The organism is Luteibacter sp. P4_E6, assembly GCF_056401535.1.
In genome coordinates, this window is sequence record NZ_JBFUJE010000006.1 from 1 (window position 1) to 18,822 (window position 18,822).

Genomic DNA, 18,822 nt, shown 5'->3' on the forward strand with positions numbered 1-18,822 from the left:
TTGCTGCAAGACGTGCGGCGGAAAGAAGAGCAATAAACGAGTCTTGGCCGCGCCCGTGACTTGCCCATCCGAGCCACCAGATCGCTCGACCGACTATCTGATCGTCCATCCTCAAATTGACGAGTGGGACCACTTTCTCGAGTACGACAAGTTCAATCGAGTTCAAGCCAAAGACGGTCATCCAAAGGGAAGGAATACAATTAGTGTTTGCGGAATACACCTACTCAACAGCGCGCGGTTAGCAGATTTTTTTTCGCCGGATCAGCATGCCTCTGCAGAGAAAGCAATTGAAAAGTTCTTCAGTCTCAGAAGCACTAGCCATCGGCAGAAGTGGCTTCGGCTACTGGACGGCCTGGCTCAGAATTGCGGCTTGGAGTCGGCACGTGTCGTCGTCGCTCTGCTTGCAAAGGAAGATGCGCCTTAGCCATCGTAGATACGCCTTGCGTTAGGCCGAAGCCTTCGCGCGAATTGTTCGTACAAAGCGATGACTACAGGTGAAGCTGGGTCCTCGACGGTCCTAGCCAACGCAGGGCACGCAATATCCATCCGCGCGCCAGGTCCGGATCCCACACAAAGGTCGCCACACTCTCTGGCGGCATCGCGTATTCGAATCGATTCTTGCCGTCGACGACCGAGATGCGTCGAATCTCCTTGTTGAGATTCACCATCACCAAAGCGATCGATCCGTCGAAGTCGTTCTGAAATGCGACGTTCGCAACGCCATTGTCGTTGACGTCGGTATCCGTGGAGTTCACCCGGAATGCTCCCGGCTCGACGAAGCGGCTGAAATGTGCCAGCGCGTAGTACTCGTCGTTGCGGGTCACTTCGCCCGTTTCCGAATCGATCGTGATGACACCTTTGCAGCGCGAGCACCCACCAAAGTGGGGACCATGATTCTCGTCCAGTGCAAGGTTCCAGTAGACGACGCCACGCGCCCACTGCCTGATTCCCGTGACGAGCAGGTTTCGTGAGAACCAGAGCAACTCGCCGTTGACGGACAAAGGCCACTCACCGCCGGTGCACTCTGTTATGTACGCGTCCTTGTCAGGATGCGCGCGATGCACACGGCCCTGCTCATGCTGGCTGCCGCCGTAGCAATGCCACGCGACGCCATCGATGTAGCGCGCGGCATCGGGATCGGCAAGCACGGCCAATGGTTCTTCGACGGGGGTCCAGTTGTGGTCCCATTCCAGGATGCTGGTCTTCGGTTTGCGACTGGCCAGTTTCGGGCCGAGATATTGCGAGACGAGTCGCGCTCGCGTCTTAGCACCCATGGTCATGCCCGGATAGCTGATCGGCGCGTAGGCGGGTTCGTTCTGCAAGGTCAGGGCAAAAATCGGAATGCCCTGCTTCGCGTAAGCGTCGAGGTACTTGACGAGATAATCCGCATACGTGCTCTCGAACTGCTCTTCCAGTTCCCCGCCCAGCAGATTCTGAGTGGTTCTCATCCATGCGGGTGCGCCCCAGGGCGATGCGATGGTGAGCATCCCGGGATGGATGGAGAGGACTTCCCGCATCACAGGCACGACGTCCTGCAGGTTAGGCGCGATGTTGAAGTGCTTCAGCTGCGGGTCGGTCTGGCCGAAGGGAATATCGTCCAACGTATAGACGTTCAACGAGAAGTCCGACGAGCCGATGGTCAGGCGCATCATGTTGAAGTTGAGGTTGGGCGGCGGTCCGTACAGTTCGCTCAACACATCATGGCGCTGCTGCGCACTCATGCGGGTGTGGAGGAGCCATGCGGAGGAGTCCGTCATCGCCGCGCCAAAACCGGTGATGGTCTGGTACCGGGTCTTGGTATCGATGACGATATCGGCGCTCGCCGCATCTTGGGCGCTCACCTCGATATCGGGTTGACGCGCCAGCTTCAATTGGTGATCTGCCGTGCTCAGCCAAACGTCGACGGCGGGCATGATCTGACGGACCGGGGGCGCCGCTTTGGCAGCCGCCACGATGGGCGCTACGAAGCGCGGCACATAAAGAGCAAGCAGGCTGAGCAGGGAGATCAAACCGATGGAAGCGGCGACTGCCCAGCGAGGACTCACCTCTCGCTCATCCATGGCGCCCGGGCATCCTGTCGCTCACGTTGCAGCTCACCTGGATCACTACGCTTTCCACTTTTCGCCTCGATTCAGCATAGCGAACCTGCCGCGGGGCCGATAGACCAAACCGATGCAGCGCTCAGTCGGCCGCGGAAAAATGCGCCATCTGGTCCACCCCTGCGCCCGAGAGCATCAGGCGCGAAAACGAAGAGGACTTCGCAGCTTTCTGCGTGAAGACCGACGATGGATGCTGGCCGCCGGCACCACCGGCGAGGGAAGATATCGACACACGGCTCGGTCAGGCGGGTCGATTCGGTATTACGATCTCCCCCCGGACAAGGGATCGTCCGAATGAGGAAAAACCAAGAGCATGACGACGCGCACCACCCTATGGATCGTGGCCCTGATGCTCTCAGGGCTGCTAGGTAGCGCCGTCACGCTGCGCTGGCGGGCCAGCCATACGCCGCCCATCGTCCTGGTAAAGCTCGACGGCGCGGCGAAGCGTCCCGTGTCGGGTCGCTTGCTGGTCTTTGCGACCCTGGCCAAAAACGCAAAGGCCCAGGCCAAGGGCGGCAAGGTGACCCAGGTGGACGCGGATCCCTGGCATCCCACGCGGACGGCCGTGGCGGCGCGTGAGATCGTCAGGCTGGCGCCGGAGCAGACCACGGAGATCGACACGGACGCGGTTGCCTTCCCTACCCGCTTCTCGGAACTACCGGCGGGCGAGTATCTGCTGCAGGCCGTGCTGGACCAGGATCACAACTACAACTACAGCGGACGCGACACCGGCGATCTGGTCAGTCCGATCATCAGCGTGCGCCTGCCCCTTGTCGTTTCTCCGACCCTCGCACTGGTGCAGGTGCAGGCCGATCCCGATCCCTGGCAGCTGGACTGGGAGACGCCGGAAATACGCGCCGATGCGCCCGAGGCCCGACGAAGCACCCAACCGCTCGATGTGACAAGCCGGCTGCTTTCGAACTTCTCGGGACGCCCGACGCACATGCGCGGATGGGTACTCCTGCCGCCCGGCTACAACAGCGGCGCCCGCACACGGTATCCCACGGTGTATTTCACCCATGCTTACGGCGGAGACAAGAACAGCCTTGTCGACGATGTCGTCACGGTGCATCTCGCCACGAGCAGGGGTGAGATGCCGCCGATGATCTGGGTGTTCCTCGACCAATCGGGTACCACCGGCACGAACGAGTTCGCCAACTCGGTGAACAATGGCCCTTGGGGAGACGCCCTCACGAAGGAGCTCATCCCCGAGCTCGAGGCGAAATTCCGCATGGATGCCAAGCCCTCCGGCCGCCTTCTCACCGGGCACTCATCGGGTGGCTGGGCGACGCTGTGGCTGCAGACGCAGTATCCGAAAATCTTCGGTGGCACGTGGTCGACCTCGCCCGATCCGGTCGACTTCCATGACTTCTCCGGCGTGGATATCTACACACGCAACGCGAACTTCTATCGACGGCCGGACGGGATGCTCTGGCCCATCAGCCGCGTTCACTTTCACGGCGAGGGGTCCTTCGCCGATGCCGCGCAACTGGAACGCGTCCTGGGTCCCTACGGCGGACAAGTGTCATCTTACGAGTGGGTGTTCTCGCCGAGGAATGTCGACGGAACACCGATGCTTCTGTTCGATCGCTACTCAGGCCAGATCGACCCCCAGGTGCAGGCCTACTGGATCGAGCACTACGACATTGCGCGATACATCCGCCTGAACTGGCCGACGCTGAAGCCGGACCTCGATGGCAAGATCCACATCGTCGTGGGTACGGAAGACAGCTGGTATCTGGACGGCGCCGTGCACAAGCTCAAGGCCGTCCTCGACGGGCTGCATGCCAGGTCGGATATCCGTTTCCTGCCCAACAAGGCGCACATGGATCTTTACGCCAAAGGGGACGATCCGAATGCCTTGCTCAAGGAGATGAGCCAGCAGATGTATGTGGTCGCGCGAGGAACGGCGTCGACGGCGCCGGAGAGTCCCTCCGACGACCGATGACCGGCGCCGTGGCGGTCACTCGCGACGCGAACGCGCCTTGGCCCGGGGCCGCTTACCGATGGTAGCGGCCTGCGGAACATCCCTGGGCATCGCGGCGGCGCCGTGACCCAGCTGCTCCAGCGATGAGAGATCGTCGACATAGGACACGAAGTGCTGGAGATAGCCCGGCGAGAGATCGCGCATGAGCGCGATCGAGCGATGGACCAGGGCACTCGAGTTGAGCGGACCCGCGTTCTCCGGTGCGTGCTCAAGGGACTGACGCAACTGGCTCTCGGTACGCATGCGCGACCAGAGCTTCTGGAACTGATCGAGCGTCGCCAGTTCGGGATACGACGACGAGCGGGCGACGATTTCGTCGGCGAGACGTCCGAGCGGCCCACGATCAGGGCGCATGGGGCGTCACGTTGGTGGACGACGGCTTCGGAATCGGCGCGATCTCCACGCGGCGATTCTTCGCGCGGCCTTCGTCGCTATCGTTCGCACTCACCGGCTGCTCCGAACCGAATGCGGCCGCGAAAACCGATGGCGCCGGCACGCCATCCGCGATCAGTGCGCGCGTGACCGTGAGGGCACGCTGCGCCGAGAGCTCCCAGTTGTCGGTGAAATGACGGTTGCTGTCGTGCACCTGCTGGTCGTCGGTGAAGCCGCTGACCATCAGGACCTCATCGCGCGTCGTGAGGTAGTTCGACAACGGGCCGGCAAGGCTCTTCAATACCTCGCGGCCTTCCGGCTGCAATTGATCGGAATTGAGGGCGAACAACACACTGCCACGAATGCCGATGCGCCCGTTGACCAGCGTGACGCGCCCGGCCGCCAGTGGCGCGGCCAGCGCCTGTTCCAGCGTCATGCGACGCTGCGCTTCGGCCTGTCGCTGCTTCACCTCTTCGTCCAGCCGATGCGACAGCTGCAGCTGCACGCCGATCACGCCGACGAGGATGAGCACGAAAGCGCCCAGCAGTACCGACATCAGGTCGCCGAAGGCGGCCCAGATCGGCGCGACCGATTCGCCTTCGAACTCGATATCGTCGCTCATGCCGTTTCCGTCCCGACGGAGGCGCGCTGGCGAGCGAGTTGCTGCATTTCTTCGATGATCTGCTTCTGCGAGAGCATGCTGAGGTCAACGACTTCGCGCGCCTGGGCCACGTAGTACGCCAGCTGCTCGTCGCTACGCGCGAGCGAGTTGTCCAACGCGGTGGCGATGACGGCAAGGCGCTCCATGAGCGCCTCGTTGGATTGCCCGAACAACTGCACGCCGCTACTGAAGGCCTCGCCGAGGCTTGCCACATCGGCCGCGCTGCCCGCGATCTGCGTTCCCACGACCTCGAGTTTGCCGGTCTCGGCTTCGATGTGGTCGGTGAATCGCGTGCTGACGCGCTCCAGCAGGTCGGCCGATGTGGTGACCAGCGCGTCGACAGCCACGCGCTGCTCGGTGGAGGCGTGGTTCACCGCGTCGAGCAGGGTTTCCAGCGTGGCGAGCAGGCGGCTGCGCTCCTCGAGCATAGCGGTGTCGCGGACCATGCTGTCGGAAAGCTTCTGGCGCAACTCGGCGACGATGTCGGCCGCGGCCTTGGGTGCTTCCGATGCGGCGTCGACGAGGCGGGAGATCTCGGCGATGGTTTCATTCGCGTGCGCCTGGGTCTGCGTGGCGATGTCGCCTGCCGTGCGCGCCAGCGTGTCGCAGATGTCCTGCTGACGAGCRGCGACGCTCTCTCCGGCCTGCTCCCAGTGCGCGTCGAGTGCGGCGACCATCGCGGCGAGCGAGTCAGCCCAGGTCGTGAGGCGCTCGGCGTCACCGGCCTGCAGTTTCGCCTGCAGATCTTCGTGCGAAGCCTGCACGACGCTGACCAACGACGACGCGTGTTTCTCGAATGCGGCCGATGCGGCGACGAGGGCCTGCTCATTGCGTGCGGCGAGCTCTTCGTGTGCGGTGCCCTGCTTTGCCAGCGCCTCGCTCCACGCGCCCGCGACCTGGCCGGCCGTCGTATCCAGGCGTGTGGCGACGCCGTCGAGCAGGCTGATCGAGCGCTGCTCGAAGGTCTCGGCAAAGCGTTGCTGCGAGGCGCGCAGATCCCGCGCCAGCGTTTCGTTCGACTGCTGCTGCCCGGTGACAGCGTCCGTCCAGATATCCGCGACGGCGGCCGTGCTCGAAGCGAACGCGCTGGAAAGGCCTTCGAGCTGCTGCTGCACGGCCTGGGTGACGGTGTCGTGCAGCGACGCCGTTTCCCGTGCGAGGCCGGCCATCGTGGATTCCATGACCGGCTGAAACGCTGCGCTCGCGGCGCGTGCGCTCTCGGTCACACTGTCCTTAAGCGACTGTTCCACTGACAACGCGAGCTTCGCGTAGATCTCGCCCGTCGATACATGGAATGCTTCCTGGGCGGCACGCTGCCGCTCGCTCGCATGCTGGCTGTGTTGCTCGATGCCGGCCATCATCGTCTGCAGGCGATCGATCAGTGTCGGCATCACCTCGGTCTGCTGTTGCAGGAGCTTGAATGCTTCCTCGCGCTGATGGGTCTGCGAGTAAATGCGCAGCGTGGTCGCGATCTTTACGTCCAGCAGTTGCACGGTTTCCAGTCGCTCGCGGCGGCAAAGCGCGGACAGCAGCCCCAACATTGCCGAGGTGGCGACGCCGGCGATGGAGGTGCCGAAGGCAAAGCCGAGTCCCTTCACGGGAGCAGCGAGCGATCCACGAATCGCCTGGAGGTCGGTGGCGCTTTCCAGCGCCAGGCCGGTACCGCGGAGCGTGGCCATCATGCCCAACAGTGTGCCGAGCATGCCCAGCAGCACCAGCAAGCCGACCAGGTACGGCGTAAGCGACGGCGCAGGCAATGCCACGCGCTCACCTTCGACACGCAAGCGGACGGCATGGCGCAGGCTCGGGTGCAGGCGATCGAGAAAGCTGCCCAGGCTCGAAGGCGTGGCAGACAGATCGGCGACAGCATGCTGTAGCGTGCCTGTTGCCTGGCTATAACGATGCAGTTCAAGCGCACCCGCGATGTAGCAGACGCCGATCAGCAGCGCGACGGCGGCACCCAGCGGGTTCGAGCCCACGTAGCCCACGCCGATCCAGCACACGGCGACGAAGCCGACGACGAACACTGCAAGGTTGAGAAAATTTCTGAACATGACTTTCCAGTTAGCTGGCACGAAGGGCTGCGAGCAAGCCTTCGACCGGTTGAAAACGAACGTCCAGTTCGGCGAGCAGTACGCTCTGCATGTCTTTACGGAACACGTCCAGCCACAAGGCTGACGCGTCGGCGGGTGAGCCCTGGGTGCGCTGGCGCAGGCCGTCGAAGTACTCGCCCAAGAGGGTGGGCACCTTACCCAGGAGGGATTGCTCGCGCGCGCTCAGCGCCAGCTCCATCACCGCGTCCACCTCCGCGAGCCGGGCCTTCTCGGGCGACCCCTGCGCGAGCATGTCGCGCAGGTTGCCCCTGAGGCTGCCCGTGGTCGCCTGGATCTTCCTTTGCAGGGCGATATAGCGCTGACGAAGCGGCGCGTAGTCGTTGGCGGCATCCAGGTTCGGCATGCCAAGGGCCTCCCGCTGCGCCGAGGTCAGGAAGGCGCGGTCGGTGTTGATGGCATGGACCAGCGCATCGTGCGAGCGCAGGCACTCATCTTCCGCCGCCTGCCCGAAGACCGGCACGTCATCGTCCGGTGCCGAAGGGTTGCCATCGAGCGCCGTCGACAAGGCGACCGCCTGCTTCCAGTCGAGCCAGTGGCTCAGCCGGTCCGGAAGGGAAGCACCGGATTGTGGGGCGTCGACGTCGGTGAGGCGGGTCAGCAGGCGAATGAACGCCGGGCCCCGGACCGTCGACCGTTGAGGTGCTGCTTGCACGCTTTGACCGGCTAAAAGACGACCATTTTACACGCGAACGCAGGCAAGGCCGTTGCACGTCGATGGCAGGCCGGGTCTCAGATGCCGCGGGAATATCAGGGCGCCTGAGAATGGGGTGGCCGGCGCTCAGGCGCCCGTCGGGCGGGGATTGGCCGGCTGGGCCCCGTGACCTTCACGAGGACGCATCGCCACACGGACCAGGTAGATCACGATGAGCACGTTGGCCACCAGGATGGCCAGCTTCAGCCAGCTGAAACGCTCGAAGCATTCGTAGATCTCGACCGGAACGAGGGAGCCGGTGGCAATGACGGTAAACCACTCCGCCCAGTACTTCCGCAGCCACAGGCCGATCCCCTCGGTGGCAAAGATCGCCGCGTAGACCAACGCCACGATGCCGACAGCGACGAACTTCGCCGGGCCCATGCCCTCGAGCAGGTGCACCAGGCTCCAGCGCATGCCGTTGCTTTCGGTCAATTGCAGGTGTTCCAGCCACTGCACGAGGTGCTGGAAACTTTCCTGCTCATCCAGGCGGAACGCCGCGATGGCGATGAAGATCAGCCCGATGGTCTTGACCGCCTTGTAGACCGCGATGATGCGGAGGCCGGCGGGGTAGTGGGGCGTCGCTTCCGGATCGGTCGATGTGCTGTCAGGGGCCATGCTGCCGATCTTAGTAGACAAGGAGGTGCATTCGGTACAAGCCGCGGCCGGATCCCAGACATAGCCTCGACACAGGCCGGACTAGCTTGCAGCGTCCGCCCGCGACCGCAATCCATCCATCCCATCGAGACAGCCGCCCATGAGCTACCGTCCCGCACCGCGTCGCTCCGTCCTGGCCAACGCCATCTACGGCCTCCTCAATCCCATTCCCTTCGGCTTCTTCGTCGCCGCGCTGATCTTCGATGTGGTCTACAGCCGTAGCGGCGAGATCCTCTGGATGAAGGCCGCCGCGTGGCTCATCGCCATCGGCCTGGTGTTCGCCATCATCCCGCGCGTGGTCAACCTCGTGCAGGTGTGGATTACCTCCCGGCGCAGCACGGTCGCCGCCGAACGGCTGGATTTCTGGCTGAACCTGCTGGCCATCATCGTTGCCGTCATCAATGCCTTCGTGCACAGCCGCGACGCGTATGCGGTGATGCCCGCCGGCGTCTGGCTTTCCGCCCTGACGGTCCTGGTCCTGGCCATCTCGCACATCGTCATTGCCGTGCAGCCGACCGCTCCTGGGAGCCTCGTCCATGAATAAGACCCTTTATCGCAGCGTGCTGGCCATCGCCTGCGTGGCCGTCCTTGCCGGCTGTGACGAGAAAGCGTCGTTGCAGCCCGACCAGCAGTCGGGCGACAACCCGCCCCTGCCCAAGGCGCAGAGCTTCATCGTGCCGCCCATGCAGGTGCCCGACAAGGCAGGCTGGAAACAGGGCCAGATCCCGACGGTCGCGCCCGGCCTGAAGATCGAAGCCATGGCCGCCGGCCTGATGCACCCGCGCCAGCTTTATGTGCTGCCCAACGACGACGTGCTCGTCGTGGAGTCCAACGGTCCGGGCACGGAACCGCTGACCACACCCAAGCAGCTCTTCGCCGGCATGGTGAAGAACCAGTCGGGCAAGGGGGGCAAGGGCGGCAATCGCATCACCCTGCTGCGCAAGAACGCGAGCGGTGGGTGGGACAAGCACATCTTCATCGAGAACCTGAATTCGCCCTTCGGCCTGCAGCTGATTGGCGACACGCTCTATGTCGCCAACACCGATGGCATCGTGAAGTTTCCTTATGTGACCGGGGAAACCGAGATCAAGACGCCCGGCGTCGGTTTCACGGACCTGCCGAACACCATCAACCACCACTGGACCAAGTCGCTCCTGGCCAGCCCGGATGGCACCAAGCTCTACGTGGGCGTGGGCTCCAACAGCAACATCACCGAGAACGGCCTGGCCGTGGAATACCGCCGCGCGGACATCCTCGAAGTGGATGTCGCGACGGGCGCGAGCCGCATCTATGCGTCGGGGCTGCGCAATCCGACCGGACTTCAATGGGAGCCCTCCACCGGCAAGCTCTGGGCCATCGTGAACGAGCGCGACGAGATCGGCGCCGACCTCGTGCCGGACTACATGACCTCGGTACAGGAAGGCGCGTTCTACGGCTGGCCCTATAGCTACTACGGCCAGAACGTGGACAGCCGCGTCAAACCGCAGCGCCCCGACATGGTCGCCAAGGCGATCAAGCCCGACTATGCGATCGGCTCGCATGTCGCGCCACTGGGCCTGCTGATGTCGGCCAGCAACGGGCTCCCGGCGAACTACCAGGGCGGCGCCTTCATCGGCGAACACGGCAGCTGGGATCGCTCACCGCTGAGCGGTTACGAGGTCGTCTTCGTGGCGTTCAAGGACGGCACGCCGGTCGGCAAACCCGTGTCCGTGGTCAGCGGCTTCTACTCCAAGGATGAGAAGCAACTCTTCGGCGCCCCCGTGGGCCTGGTGCAGGACAAGGAAGGGGCGATCCTGGTCGCGGACGATGTCGGCGACACGGTCTGGCGCGTGACGGCGGCCGCCGCGAAATAGGCGGTACAAGCCGTTGTAGGAGCCGATTCATCGGCGATAAGGCCGCGCTACGTAGCCGTGCCTTATCGCCGATGAATCGGCTCCTACAAAGAGCTGACGTTTACTCTCTCTGTGGGAGCCGCTTCAGCGGCGATAGCCGGGTTGCCCCGAACCCCATCGCCGGCAAAGCCGGCTCCCACAAAACTCAGGCTGTTACCTGGCGTTCTTTTTCTTTTCGTCCTTGATGGCTTTCTTTTCTTTCATCGTCTTTTCCGGCTTTTTCTTGTCGCTCTTCTTTGAATCCAGGCCCTTGCTCATATCGCCTCCTCAGTCAGGGTTACCACGCGTGTCGCGCGCCTGATGCAAGATTACGCCAATCCGCGGTATCGCAGCGCGTCTACGAAGAGCGTAAGTGCTGACGACATGTGCCGACGATTGGGGTAATAGAGGTGGTAACCCGGGAACGGGGCACACCAGTCCTCCAGCACGGTAATCAACTCTCCGGCCTCGATGTATGACCGGGCCATATCTTCCGGTACCCAGGCCAGTCCCAGGCCGTCCCGCGCCGCCCGCAGGATGTGCGCCGTGCTGTTGAGGGTCAATTGGCCTTCGACGCGAACCTTGATCTCGCGGCCCTCCTTCTCGAACTCCCAGGGGAACAAGGTGCCGTAGGTGGGCAGACGGATGTTGATGCAGTTATGCGCGGTGAGGTCTTGCGGCACGGTCGGCCGGGAACGTCGTTCGAAATACGACGGCGCGGCGACCACCACCATCCGGAAGTCCGGACCGACGCGTACCGCGATCATGCCGTTGCCGACCTGCCCGCCCAGACGGATACCGAAGTCGTAGCGTTCGGCGACGATGTCGACCAGTTCGTTGTTGGCGGATACCTCGACCTGGATATCCGGGTAGCGCGGCAGGAAGGTCGCCAGCATCGGTTCGAGTACGGCTTCCACGGCGTGTACCGAGGTGCTGATGCGGATCGCCCCGGCCGGTTTCTCGCGGAACGAACTCAAACCCGTCAGCTCCGCCTCGATGTCATCGAACATCGGGCCGATGCTGGTGACCAGCCGTTGCCCTGCTTCCGTCGTCGACACGCTGCGCGTGGTGCGGGCGAGCAGGCGCACGCCGAGACGGCCCTCGAGTTTGCGGATGGTGTGGCTAAGCGCCGACTGGGTGGTGTCCAGTTTCGCGGCCGCGCGGGTGAAGCTGCCTTCCCGGGCAACGGCAAGGAAAGCGACGAGGTCGTGGAGATCCTTGCGCATGACACGTGAAACCCACTCATGAATGGCGCAAGGATTTTAGCATCCGGAACACCCGTGCTGGGCTACAGCGAGGAATCGCCCCATTCCGGCACCCCCTGGGAGTCGATTCATGAATTCTGGCTATGAGACCAAGCCGGTTTGACCGGCTAGTCGCGTGAGCACCGGGCCCCTAGATTGGTCAGCTCACAGAGGACACGACATGCAGACACGCAAACTCGGATCGACCGGCCTCGAAGTTTCCGCCATCGGCCTCGGCTGCATGGGACTGCGCTTCGGCTACGGCCCCGCCACCGAACGCGAACCGGCCATCGCCCTGATCCGGGCGGCGGTCGAGCGCGGGGTAACCTTCTTCGATACGGCCGAGGTCTACGGCCCGTTCACCAACGAGGAAGTCGTTGGCGAGGCACTCGCCCCCTTCCGCGACAAGGTGGTGATCGCCACCAAGTTCGGCTTCGACGTTGGCGGTGTGCCAGGCGCACTCAATAGTCGCCCCGAACACATCAGGGCCGTTGCCGAGGCCTCGTTGAAGCGCCTGCGCACCGATGTGATTGACCTGTTCTACCAGCATCGCGTCGACCCGTCCGTACCCATCGAAGAGGTGGCCGGCGCGGTCAAGGACCTGATCGCCGAAGGCAAGGTGAAGCACTTCGGCCTGTCGGAAGCGGGCGTGCAGACCATCCGCCGCGCTCACGCCGTGCAGCCTGTGGCGGCCCTGCAGAGCGAATACTCGCTGTTCTGGCGGGAGCCGGAAGCCGAAGTGATGCCGACCCTGGAAGAACTCGGCATCGGCTTCGTTCCTTTCAGCCCGCTGGGCAAGGGCTTTCTTACCGGCAAGATCGACGCCGCTACGAGCTTCGACAGCAAGGACTTCCGCAACAGCGTGCCGCGTTTCTCTGCGGAGTCGCGCAAGGCGAATCAGGCACTCATCGATCTGCTGGGTACCATCGCAAACGCGAAGCACGTCACGCCGGCACAGATCGCGCTCGCCTGGCTGCTGCACCAGAAGCCATGGATCGCGCCGATTCCGGGCACGACCAAGCTGCATCGACTGGAAGAGAACCTAGGTGCGGCCGACCTCGCACTCAGCGACGAGGATCTGCGCGACATCCACGACTCGGTCTCGAAGATTCCGCTGCAGGGAGAGCGTTATCCGGCCCACCTGCAGGCGCTCGTCGGCCGCTGAGTTCTACCGCACTGCAGCTTGAGCGGTTCGGCCACCCGGCTACACTCGGGAGATCACAGGTGTCCTGTCGTCGCTTACGCGGCGCGCAGGGTGAAACGGGAAGCCGGTGCGGATCGCGAGATCCTATTCCGGCGCTGCCCCCGCAACGGTAAGCGAGAACACCCGACGAGAGACCACTGCGCTAGCGCGGGAAGGTGTCGGGGTGGTGCGGTACGCATCGCTCGCAAGCCCGGAGACCGGCCTGTGCAGGCGCCTTAGGGTGCCTCCTCGGGTGTTGCGGCGGGCAACCGGACGGGCTGATACGGCGCGGCCACCCGCTGCTCCGGGTCCTCTTGTCTGCTCCGCAGCACCCATTTCGCGGGTGAGCGTACGGAGCAGGACCATGAACAAGCTGGACTCAGTTGCGGCCGATGTCGCGACCGTAAAGTTGCTGATCGACGGCGTCTTCGTCGAATCCCAAACCACCGAATGGCGCGATGTCGTCAATCCCGCCTCACAGGCCATCCTCGCGCGCGTGCCATTCGCCACGGCTGACGAGGTGAACGCTGCCGTTGCCGCCGCCACGCAAGCGTTCAAGACCTGGCGCAAGACGCCCATCGGCGTACGCGCGCGTATCTTCCTCAAGTACCAGCAACTGATTCGCGAGCACATGGGCGAGCTGGCCACCCTGCTCAGCGCCGAACAGGGCAAGACCCTTCCCGACGCGGAAGGCGACGTGTTCCGGGGCCTCGAAGTGGTCGAGCACGCGGCCGCCATCGGCAACCTGCAGCTGGGCGAACTCGCCAACAACGTGGCCGGCGGCGTCGACACCTACACTCTCCTGCAGCCGATTGGTGTCTGCGCGGGTATCACGCCGTTCAATTTCCCCGCGATGATTCCGCTGTGGATGTTCCCGATGGCGATCGCCACCGGCAACACCTTCGTGCTGAAGCCGTCCGAGCAGGACCCGATGGTGACGATGCGCCTGGTGGAACTGGCGCTCGAAGCCGGCGTCCCGAAGGGCGTACTCAACGTGGTGCACGGCGGCGAAGACGTGGTCAACGCGATTTGCGACCACGCCGATATCAAGGCGGTGTCCTTCGTCGGCTCCACGCGTGTCGGCACGCACGTCTATCACCGTGCATCGCAGACCGGCAAGCGGGTGCAGTGCATGATGGGCGCGAAGAACCACGCCGTGGTGCTGCCCGATGCCAACAAGGACCAGACGCTCAACGCGCTCGCGGGCGCGGCGTTCGGCGCGGCGGGACAGCGTTGCATGGCGGCTTCGACCGCGGTGCTCGTCGGCGAGTCGCAATCCTGGATAGCCGACCTCGTAAGCAAGGCGAAGACGCTGAAGGTCGGCGCAGGCAACGCCGCCGATACCGATGTCGGCCCACTGATTTCCTGTGCGGCGCGCGAGCGCGTCGAGGCCTTTATTGCCTCGGGTATCGAGCAAGGCGCCATCCTCGAGCTCGATGGCCGCAAACCGCGGGTGCCGGGCTTCGAGGACGGCAACTTCGTCGGTCCGACCATCTTTTCCGGCGTGCGACCCGGCATGCGCATCTACGACGAGGAAATCTTCGGGCCGGTGCTGGTCATCCTTGCCGCCGACTCGCTCGACGACGCGATCGCGCTGGTCAACGCCAATCCGAACGGTAACGGCACGGCCGTGTTCACCCAGTCCGGTGCCGCTGCGCGTCGCTTCCAGGAAGACATCGACGTGGGCCAGGTGGGTATCAACGTGCCCATTCCCGTCCCGGTACCGCTGTTCTCCTTCACCGGCTCGCGCGCCTCGAAGCTGGGCGACCTCGGCCCCTACGGCAAGCAGGTCGTCATGTTCTATACCCAGACCAAGACGGTGACACAGCGCTGGTTCGACGACGACACGCTACACGTCGGCGTCAACACCACCATCAGTCTCAAGTGATGGCCGCGGTCATGGATATTCCCCGGACACCACCGCCACAAACGGACCTGAGCGAAGACCAGCTCGCGTTTCGCGATGCCGCGCACGCGTTCGCCCTGGCCGAGCTTGCGCCACATGCGGCGCGCTGGGACGCAGAGAGCGAGTTCCCGCGTGAGGCGATAAGCAGGGCCGGCGACCTTGGTTTCTGCGGCCTTTACGTTGACGAAAAGGCCGGTGGCACGGGGCTCACGCGCCTGGATGCGACCATCGTCTTCGAGGAACTCGCTGCCATCGATCCCTCGACGGCCGCCTTCATCAGCATCCACAACATGGCCACCTGGATGCTCACCGCACACGCGACGCCGGCCCTACGCGACATATGGGGACCGCTTCTCGCCAGCGGCACGAAGCTGGCGTCGTATTGCCTCACCGAGCCGGGCGCCGGCTCGGATGCCGGGTCATTGAAAACCCGGGCCGAGCGTGACGGCGACTCGTATGTGATCAGCGGCAACAAGGCGTTTATCTCCGGCGCCGGAGCGACGGACATGCTGGTGGTGATGGCACGCACCAGTGAAGGCGGCGCACGCGGCATAAGTGCCTTCGCGGTGCCGGCGTATTCTCAGGGTATCGGCTATGGGCGCAATGAGGAGAAGCTGGGCTGGCACAGTCAACCGACGCGAAGCGTGAGCTTCGACGGCGTGCGTATTCCCGCGGACCATCGACTGGGTGCCGAAGGCGAAGGTTTCAAGATCGCGATGAAGGGACTCGATGGCGGGCGCCTGAACATCGCTGCATGCTCGCTCGGCGCCGCCCAGGGCGCACTGGATGCAGCCCGTCGCTACATGGGTGAGCGCAAGCAGTTCGGCAAGAAGCTGGGGGAATTCCAGGCCTTGCAGTTCAAACTTGCCGACATGGCCACGCAGCTCGTCGCCGCACGCCAGATGGTGCATACGGCGGCACGCAAGCTGGATGCCGGCAGCAGCGATGCGACCGTATGGTGTGCGATGGCCAAGCGCTTCGCCACGGACGCCGGTTTCACCATCTGCAACGATGCCCTGCAGATTCATGGCGGCTATGGCTACATCCGCGAGTACCCGATCGAACGGCTGTTGCGCGATTCCCGCGTGCACCAGATCCTCGAGGGTACCAATGAAATCATGCGCGTTATCATCGCGCGTCACCTGCTCAATACCGAAGAGGAACTGCGATGAGCGACACCGCGACGCGCTACACCGGGCTTACGCTGGAGATCGACGGCCACGTGGCCATCGTCACGCTGGCCAATGCCCCAGCCAACGCCTGGACCCGCGATAGCCTGGTCGCCTTGCGCCACCTCGTCCACGACCTCGACGCCAACCGCGATATCTATGCGCTGGTGGTCACGGGCGAAGGCGAGAAGTTCTTCTCGGCCGGCGCCGACCTCAAACAGTTCGCCGATGGCGACAAGGCCGTGGCGCGAGAAGCCGCTCGCCGCTTCGGCGAAGCGTTCGAGGCCTTGTCCGCCTTCCGCGGGGTGAGCATCGCAGCGATCAACGGTTACGCCATGGGCGGCGGTCTCGAATGCGCCCTCGCCTGCGACCTGCGCATCGCCGAGGAACAGGCTCAGCTGGCGTTACCCGAAGCTGGCGTCGGATTACTGCCGTGTGCGGGTGGCACGCAGAACCTCGCGCGTCTGGTCGGCGAAGGCTGGGCCAAGCGAATGATCCTGCTGGGTGAGCGAGTGGATGCGGCRACGGCACTGCGCATCGGTCTGGTCGAAGACGTCGTGCCGAAAGGCGAATCGCGCGCTCGCGCCATCGCCTGGGCGCTGCAAGCCGGCAAGCAGAGTCCGACCAGCGTCGCGGCATGCAAACGGCTGGTCCAGGCCACGCGCACGCAAACCCACGCCACGGCCCTGGTCAGCGAACGCGAAGCCTTCGTGGATCTGTTCGACAGCCAGGACCAGAAGGAAGGTGTGCTCGCCTTTCTCGAAAAGCGCGCACCGACGTGGAAGAACGCATGAGCGACGTGACTCTCCCGCCCTCGGCCGAAGCACCGGTGCTCTTCGAGGAACGTGTTGCCGGTAACGGCAAACGCATTGGCGTTGCCACGCTCAACGCACCGAAGACCCTCAACGGTCTTTCACTCGACATGGCACGGCTGCTCGACGAGCGGTTGCGCGCTTGGGCTGGCGACGAGGCCGTCGCCTTGGTCGTGCTGCAAGGCGCCGGTGAGAAAGCGTTCTGCGCGGGGGGCGACCTGCACAGCCTGTATCGGTCCATGCGCGACTACGAAGCCAGCGGTAGCGGCGACGTGAGGAACAACGCCTACGCCAGTGACTTCTTTTCGGTGGAGTACCGTCTCGACTACCTGATCCATACATATCCGAAGCCCATCCTTTGCTGGGGCCACGGTATCGTCATGGGCGGCGGCATCGGCTTGATGGCAGGCGCGAGCCACCGGGTGGTGACGGAGCGCTCGCGCCTCGCATTCCCGGAGATCACCATCGGCCTGTATCCGGACGTCGGCGGTAGTTTCCTGCTGCACCGGGTGGCGGAAAAGGCGGGCATTTTCCTTGCCCTCACAGGCGCGCCCCTGAACAGTGGCGACGCCATTCATGCCGGCCTCGCCGACGTGCAGCTACCGGTAGCCAGTCGCGAGCATCTCGATGCGGCCCTGCTCCTTGCCGCATGGTCGGACGATAACCAGCGCAACGCGCCCCTGCTCACGGAGGTGCTCGAGCGCTTCGCCGTGCCGCCGACGTCCGGTCCTTTGCAGGACCACCGCGCCGCGATCGCGTCTGCCTGTGCACACGGCGACCTCGGCATGGTCGTTGCCGCGATCCAGGCCATGCCAGGCGACGATCCATGGCTGGTCACGGCGAGGCAGACGCTGGACGCGGGTGCGCCCGGTTCCGCACGATTGGCCTTTGAATTACAGCAGCGCGCTTCGCATCTGTCGCTGGCCGACACCTTCCGCCTCGAATACGTGGTCTCCCTGCGCTGCGCCGCCCACGGCGACTTCGCCGAAGGCATCCGCGCCTTGCTGATCGACAAGGACCGCACGCCGCGGTGGCGTCCGGCGACCCTGGCCGACGCGACGCCGACGTGGGTCGCACCCTTCTTCATTGCGCCCTGGAACGCCGGCGAGCATCCGCTGCGCGACCTGGGCAACGACACCGCTCCGAGGAATGAACGATGAGCCGCATCGCCTTTATCGGCCTGGGCAACATGGGTGGCCCGATGGCTGCCAACCTGCTCAAAGCCGGGCACACGCTGCATGTTTTCGACCTTGCCGCCGAGGCGGTTGCACAGGCCGTATCCCACGGCGCAAGCGCCGCGAACACGGCAACGGACGCCGTGCAGGGCGCGGAGGTCGTGATCTCCATGCTGCCGGCCAGTCGCCATGTCGAAGGGCTGTACCTGGGTGAGTCCGGGCTGCTCCGGCACATTGCCGATGGCGCACTGGTGATCGACTGCAGCACGATCGCTCCCGCGTCGGCGCAGAAGGTCGCCAGGGCGGCTGGCGAACGTGGGCTGACCATGATCGATGCGCCGGTTTCCGGTGGCACGGCGGGTGCGGCAGCGGGCACGCTCACCTTCATCGTGGGCGGCGAGAGGGACGCGCTGGAGCGGGCGCGCCCCGTGCTGGCCAACATGGGCAAGAACATCTTCCACGTCGGCGCCAGCGGTGCGGGCCAGGTGGCCAAGCTGTGCAACAACATGGCGCTCGGGGTCATCATGGCGGTCACCGGCGAGGCGATCGCGCTCGGTGTCGCCCACGGACTGGACCCCGCCGTGTTGTCGCAGATGATGGCCGTGAGCACGGCCCGCAGTTGGGCCACCGAAGTCTGCAATCCCTGGCCGGGTGTTCTGGAGAACGCACCTGCCTCGCGCGGCTATACCGGCGGCTTCGGCAACGACCTCATGCTCAAGGATCTCGGACTCGCGGCAGAGGCGGCGATGGGCGTGGGCGCATCGATTCCGCTCGGCGAACTCGCGCGCAATCTCTACGCCATGAACAGCCAGGCGGGTCATGGCGGGCTGGACTTCTCCAGCGTCGTGAAGCTCGTCGCAAAGCCCTGAGGACAGGGCGCT

At 64.3% G+C, this 18,822-nt stretch carries 17 protein-coding genes and 1 riboswitch; of the genes, 10 read left to right on the forward strand and 7 right to left on the reverse strand.

Annotated features, from left to right (window positions below):
• Positions 1-424: hypothetical protein (locus AC1DT2_RS01060; protein ID WP_477293579.1), on the forward strand; the 424-nt coding region annotated here is incomplete at its 5' end.
• A 64-nt stretch (positions 425-488) separates the two neighbouring features.
• Here AC1DT2_RS01060 and AC1DT2_RS01065 read toward each other — a convergent pair.
• On the reverse strand, positions 489-2,060 hold the full coding sequence (locus tag AC1DT2_RS01065) for a glycoside hydrolase family 30 protein (protein WP_477293581.1): 1,572 nt from the start codon (positions 2,058-2,060) through the stop codon (positions 489-491).
• Positions 2,061-2,412: 352 nt separating this feature from the next.
• Between AC1DT2_RS01065 and AC1DT2_RS01070 the strand changes: the two genes are divergently transcribed.
• On the forward strand, positions 2,413-4,047 hold the full coding sequence (locus AC1DT2_RS01070; protein WP_477293583.1) for an alpha/beta hydrolase: 1,635 nt from the start codon (positions 2,413-2,415) through the stop codon (positions 4,045-4,047).
• A 15-nt stretch (positions 4,048-4,062) separates the two neighbouring features.
• Here the strand turns inward: AC1DT2_RS01070 and AC1DT2_RS01075 are convergent, their stop codons facing one another.
• From AC1DT2_RS01075 to AC1DT2_RS01095, 5 genes are all read right to left on the reverse strand, one after another.
• A complete protein-coding gene (locus tag AC1DT2_RS01075) occupies positions 4,063-4,440 on the reverse strand; it encodes a DUF2894 domain-containing protein (protein ID WP_477293585.1) in 378 nt (125 codons plus the stop codon).
• Positions 4,430-5,080, reverse strand: a complete 651-nt coding sequence (locus AC1DT2_RS01080; protein WP_063570574.1) for an OmpA family protein — start codon at positions 5,078-5,080, stop codon at positions 4,430-4,432. The genes AC1DT2_RS01075 and AC1DT2_RS01080 overlap by 11 nt, the downstream gene beginning before the upstream one ends.
• Complete coding sequence (locus AC1DT2_RS01085; protein WP_477293588.1) at positions 5,077-7,173, reverse strand: DUF802 domain-containing protein; 2,097 nt, start codon at positions 7,171-7,173, stop codon at positions 5,077-5,079. The genes AC1DT2_RS01080 and AC1DT2_RS01085 overlap by 4 nt, the downstream gene beginning before the upstream one ends.
• 10 nt (positions 7,174-7,183) lie before the next feature.
• Positions 7,184-7,885: a DUF3348 domain-containing protein gene (locus tag AC1DT2_RS01090; RefSeq protein WP_477293590.1), complete on the reverse strand. Its 702-nt coding sequence runs from the start codon at positions 7,883-7,885 to the stop codon at positions 7,184-7,186.
• A 126-nt stretch (positions 7,886-8,011) separates the two neighbouring features.
• The gene (locus tag AC1DT2_RS01095) at positions 8,012-8,563 is read right to left on the reverse strand and encodes a DUF2127 domain-containing protein (protein ID WP_331709604.1); all 552 of its coding nucleotides are present in this window, start codon (positions 8,561-8,563) and stop codon (positions 8,012-8,014) included.
• Between the two features lie 118 nt (positions 8,564-8,681).
• On the opposite strand from AC1DT2_RS01095, the gene AC1DT2_RS01100 reads away from it, so the two are divergent.
• Together AC1DT2_RS01100 and AC1DT2_RS01105 are read left to right on the forward strand one after the other, a co-directional pair.
• Positions 8,682-9,125, forward strand: coding sequence for a DUF2231 domain-containing protein (locus AC1DT2_RS01100; protein WP_477293593.1), 444 nt, complete (start codon positions 8,682-8,684; stop codon positions 9,123-9,125).
• The gene (locus AC1DT2_RS01105) at positions 9,118-10,434 is read left to right on the forward strand and encodes a PQQ-dependent sugar dehydrogenase (RefSeq protein ID WP_477293595.1); all 1,317 of its coding nucleotides are present in this window, start codon (positions 9,118-9,120) and stop codon (positions 10,432-10,434) included. The genes AC1DT2_RS01100 and AC1DT2_RS01105 overlap by 8 nt, the downstream gene beginning before the upstream one ends.
• 347 nt (positions 10,435-10,781) lie before the next feature.
• Here AC1DT2_RS01105 and AC1DT2_RS01110 read toward each other — a convergent pair whose 3' ends face one another.
• Positions 10,782-11,678, reverse strand: a complete 897-nt coding sequence (locus AC1DT2_RS01110; protein WP_477293597.1) for a LysR family transcriptional regulator — start codon at positions 11,676-11,678, stop codon at positions 10,782-10,784.
• Between the two features lie 199 nt (positions 11,679-11,877).
• On the opposite strand from AC1DT2_RS01110, the gene AC1DT2_RS01115 reads away from it, so the two are divergent.
• The 6 genes from AC1DT2_RS01115 to mmsB all read left to right on the forward strand — a co-directional run bounded on the left by AC1DT2_RS01115 (position 11,878) and on the right by mmsB (position 18,810).
• Positions 11,878-12,861 (forward strand): aldo/keto reductase, encoded by a 984-nt coding sequence (locus AC1DT2_RS01115; protein WP_477293599.1) that lies wholly within the window; start codon positions 11,878-11,880, stop codon positions 12,859-12,861.
• A gap of 40 nt (positions 12,862-12,901) precedes the next feature.
• Positions 12,902-13,120: riboswitch (cobalamin riboswitch) on the forward strand.
• A gap of 123 nt (positions 13,121-13,243) precedes the next feature.
• The gene (locus AC1DT2_RS01120; RefSeq protein WP_477293601.1) at positions 13,244-14,767 is read left to right on the forward strand and encodes a CoA-acylating methylmalonate-semialdehyde dehydrogenase; all 1,524 of its coding nucleotides are present in this window, start codon (positions 13,244-13,246) and stop codon (positions 14,765-14,767) included.
• An 11-nt stretch (positions 14,768-14,778) separates the two neighbouring features.
• On the forward strand, positions 14,779-15,957 hold the full coding sequence (locus AC1DT2_RS01125) for an acyl-CoA dehydrogenase family protein (protein ID WP_477293603.1): 1,179 nt from the start codon (positions 14,779-14,781) through the stop codon (positions 15,955-15,957).
• The gene (locus AC1DT2_RS01130) at positions 15,954-16,748 is read left to right on the forward strand and encodes an enoyl-CoA hydratase (protein WP_213948949.1); all 795 of its coding nucleotides are present in this window, start codon (positions 15,954-15,956) and stop codon (positions 16,746-16,748) included. Before AC1DT2_RS01125 ends, AC1DT2_RS01130 begins: the two co-directional genes overlap by 4 nt.
• Positions 16,745-17,926 (forward strand): enoyl-CoA hydratase/isomerase family protein, encoded by a 1,182-nt coding sequence (locus tag AC1DT2_RS01135; protein ID WP_477293605.1) that lies wholly within the window; start codon positions 16,745-16,747, stop codon positions 17,924-17,926. Before AC1DT2_RS01130 ends, AC1DT2_RS01135 begins: the two co-directional genes overlap by 4 nt.
• A complete protein-coding gene (gene mmsB / locus AC1DT2_RS01140) occupies positions 17,923-18,810 on the forward strand; it encodes a 3-hydroxyisobutyrate dehydrogenase (RefSeq protein WP_477293607.1) in 888 nt (295 codons plus the stop codon). The genes AC1DT2_RS01135 and mmsB overlap by 4 nt, the downstream gene beginning before the upstream one ends.
• Positions 18,811-18,822: the final 12 nt, after the last annotated feature.

What these genes read in the sequence shown, in the direction of transcription:
- AC1DT2_RS01065 (WP_477293581.1), bottom strand. Translation starts at nt 2,060, where the DNA reads ATGGATGAGCGAGAGGTGAGTCCTCGCTGGGCAGTCGCCGCTTCCATC.
- AC1DT2_RS01070 (WP_477293583.1), top strand. Translation starts at nt 2,413, where the DNA reads ATGACGACGCGCACCACCCTATGGATCGTGGCCCTGATGCTCTCAGGG.
- AC1DT2_RS01075 (WP_477293585.1), bottom strand. Translation starts at nt 4,440, where the DNA reads ATGCGCCCTGATCGTGGGCCGCTCGGACGTCTCGCCGACGAAATCGTC.
- AC1DT2_RS01080 (WP_063570574.1), bottom strand. Translation starts at nt 5,080, where the DNA reads ATGAGCGACGATATCGAGTTCGAAGGCGAATCGGTCGCGCCGATCTGG.
- AC1DT2_RS01100 (WP_477293593.1), top strand. Translation starts at nt 8,682, where the DNA reads ATGAGCTACCGTCCCGCACCGCGTCGCTCCGTCCTGGCCAACGCCATC.
- AC1DT2_RS01105 (WP_477293595.1), top strand. Translation starts at nt 9,118, where the DNA reads ATGAATAAGACCCTTTATCGCAGCGTGCTGGCCATCGCCTGCGTGGCC.
- AC1DT2_RS01110 (WP_477293597.1), bottom strand. Translation starts at nt 11,678, where the DNA reads ATGCGCAAGGATCTCCACGACCTCGTCGCTTTCCTTGCCGTTGCCCGG.
- AC1DT2_RS01115 (WP_477293599.1), top strand. Translation starts at nt 11,878, where the DNA reads ATGCAGACACGCAAACTCGGATCGACCGGCCTCGAAGTTTCCGCCATC.
- AC1DT2_RS01120 (WP_477293601.1), top strand. Translation starts at nt 13,244, where the DNA reads ATGAACAAGCTGGACTCAGTTGCGGCCGATGTCGCGACCGTAAAGTTG.
- AC1DT2_RS01125 (WP_477293603.1), top strand. Translation starts at nt 14,779, where the DNA reads ATGGATATTCCCCGGACACCACCGCCACAAACGGACCTGAGCGAAGAC.
- AC1DT2_RS01135 (WP_477293605.1), top strand. Translation starts at nt 16,745, where the DNA reads ATGAGCGACGTGACTCTCCCGCCCTCGGCCGAAGCACCGGTGCTCTTC.
- mmsB (WP_477293607.1), top strand. Translation starts at nt 17,923, where the DNA reads ATGAGCCGCATCGCCTTTATCGGCCTGGGCAACATGGGTGGCCCGATG.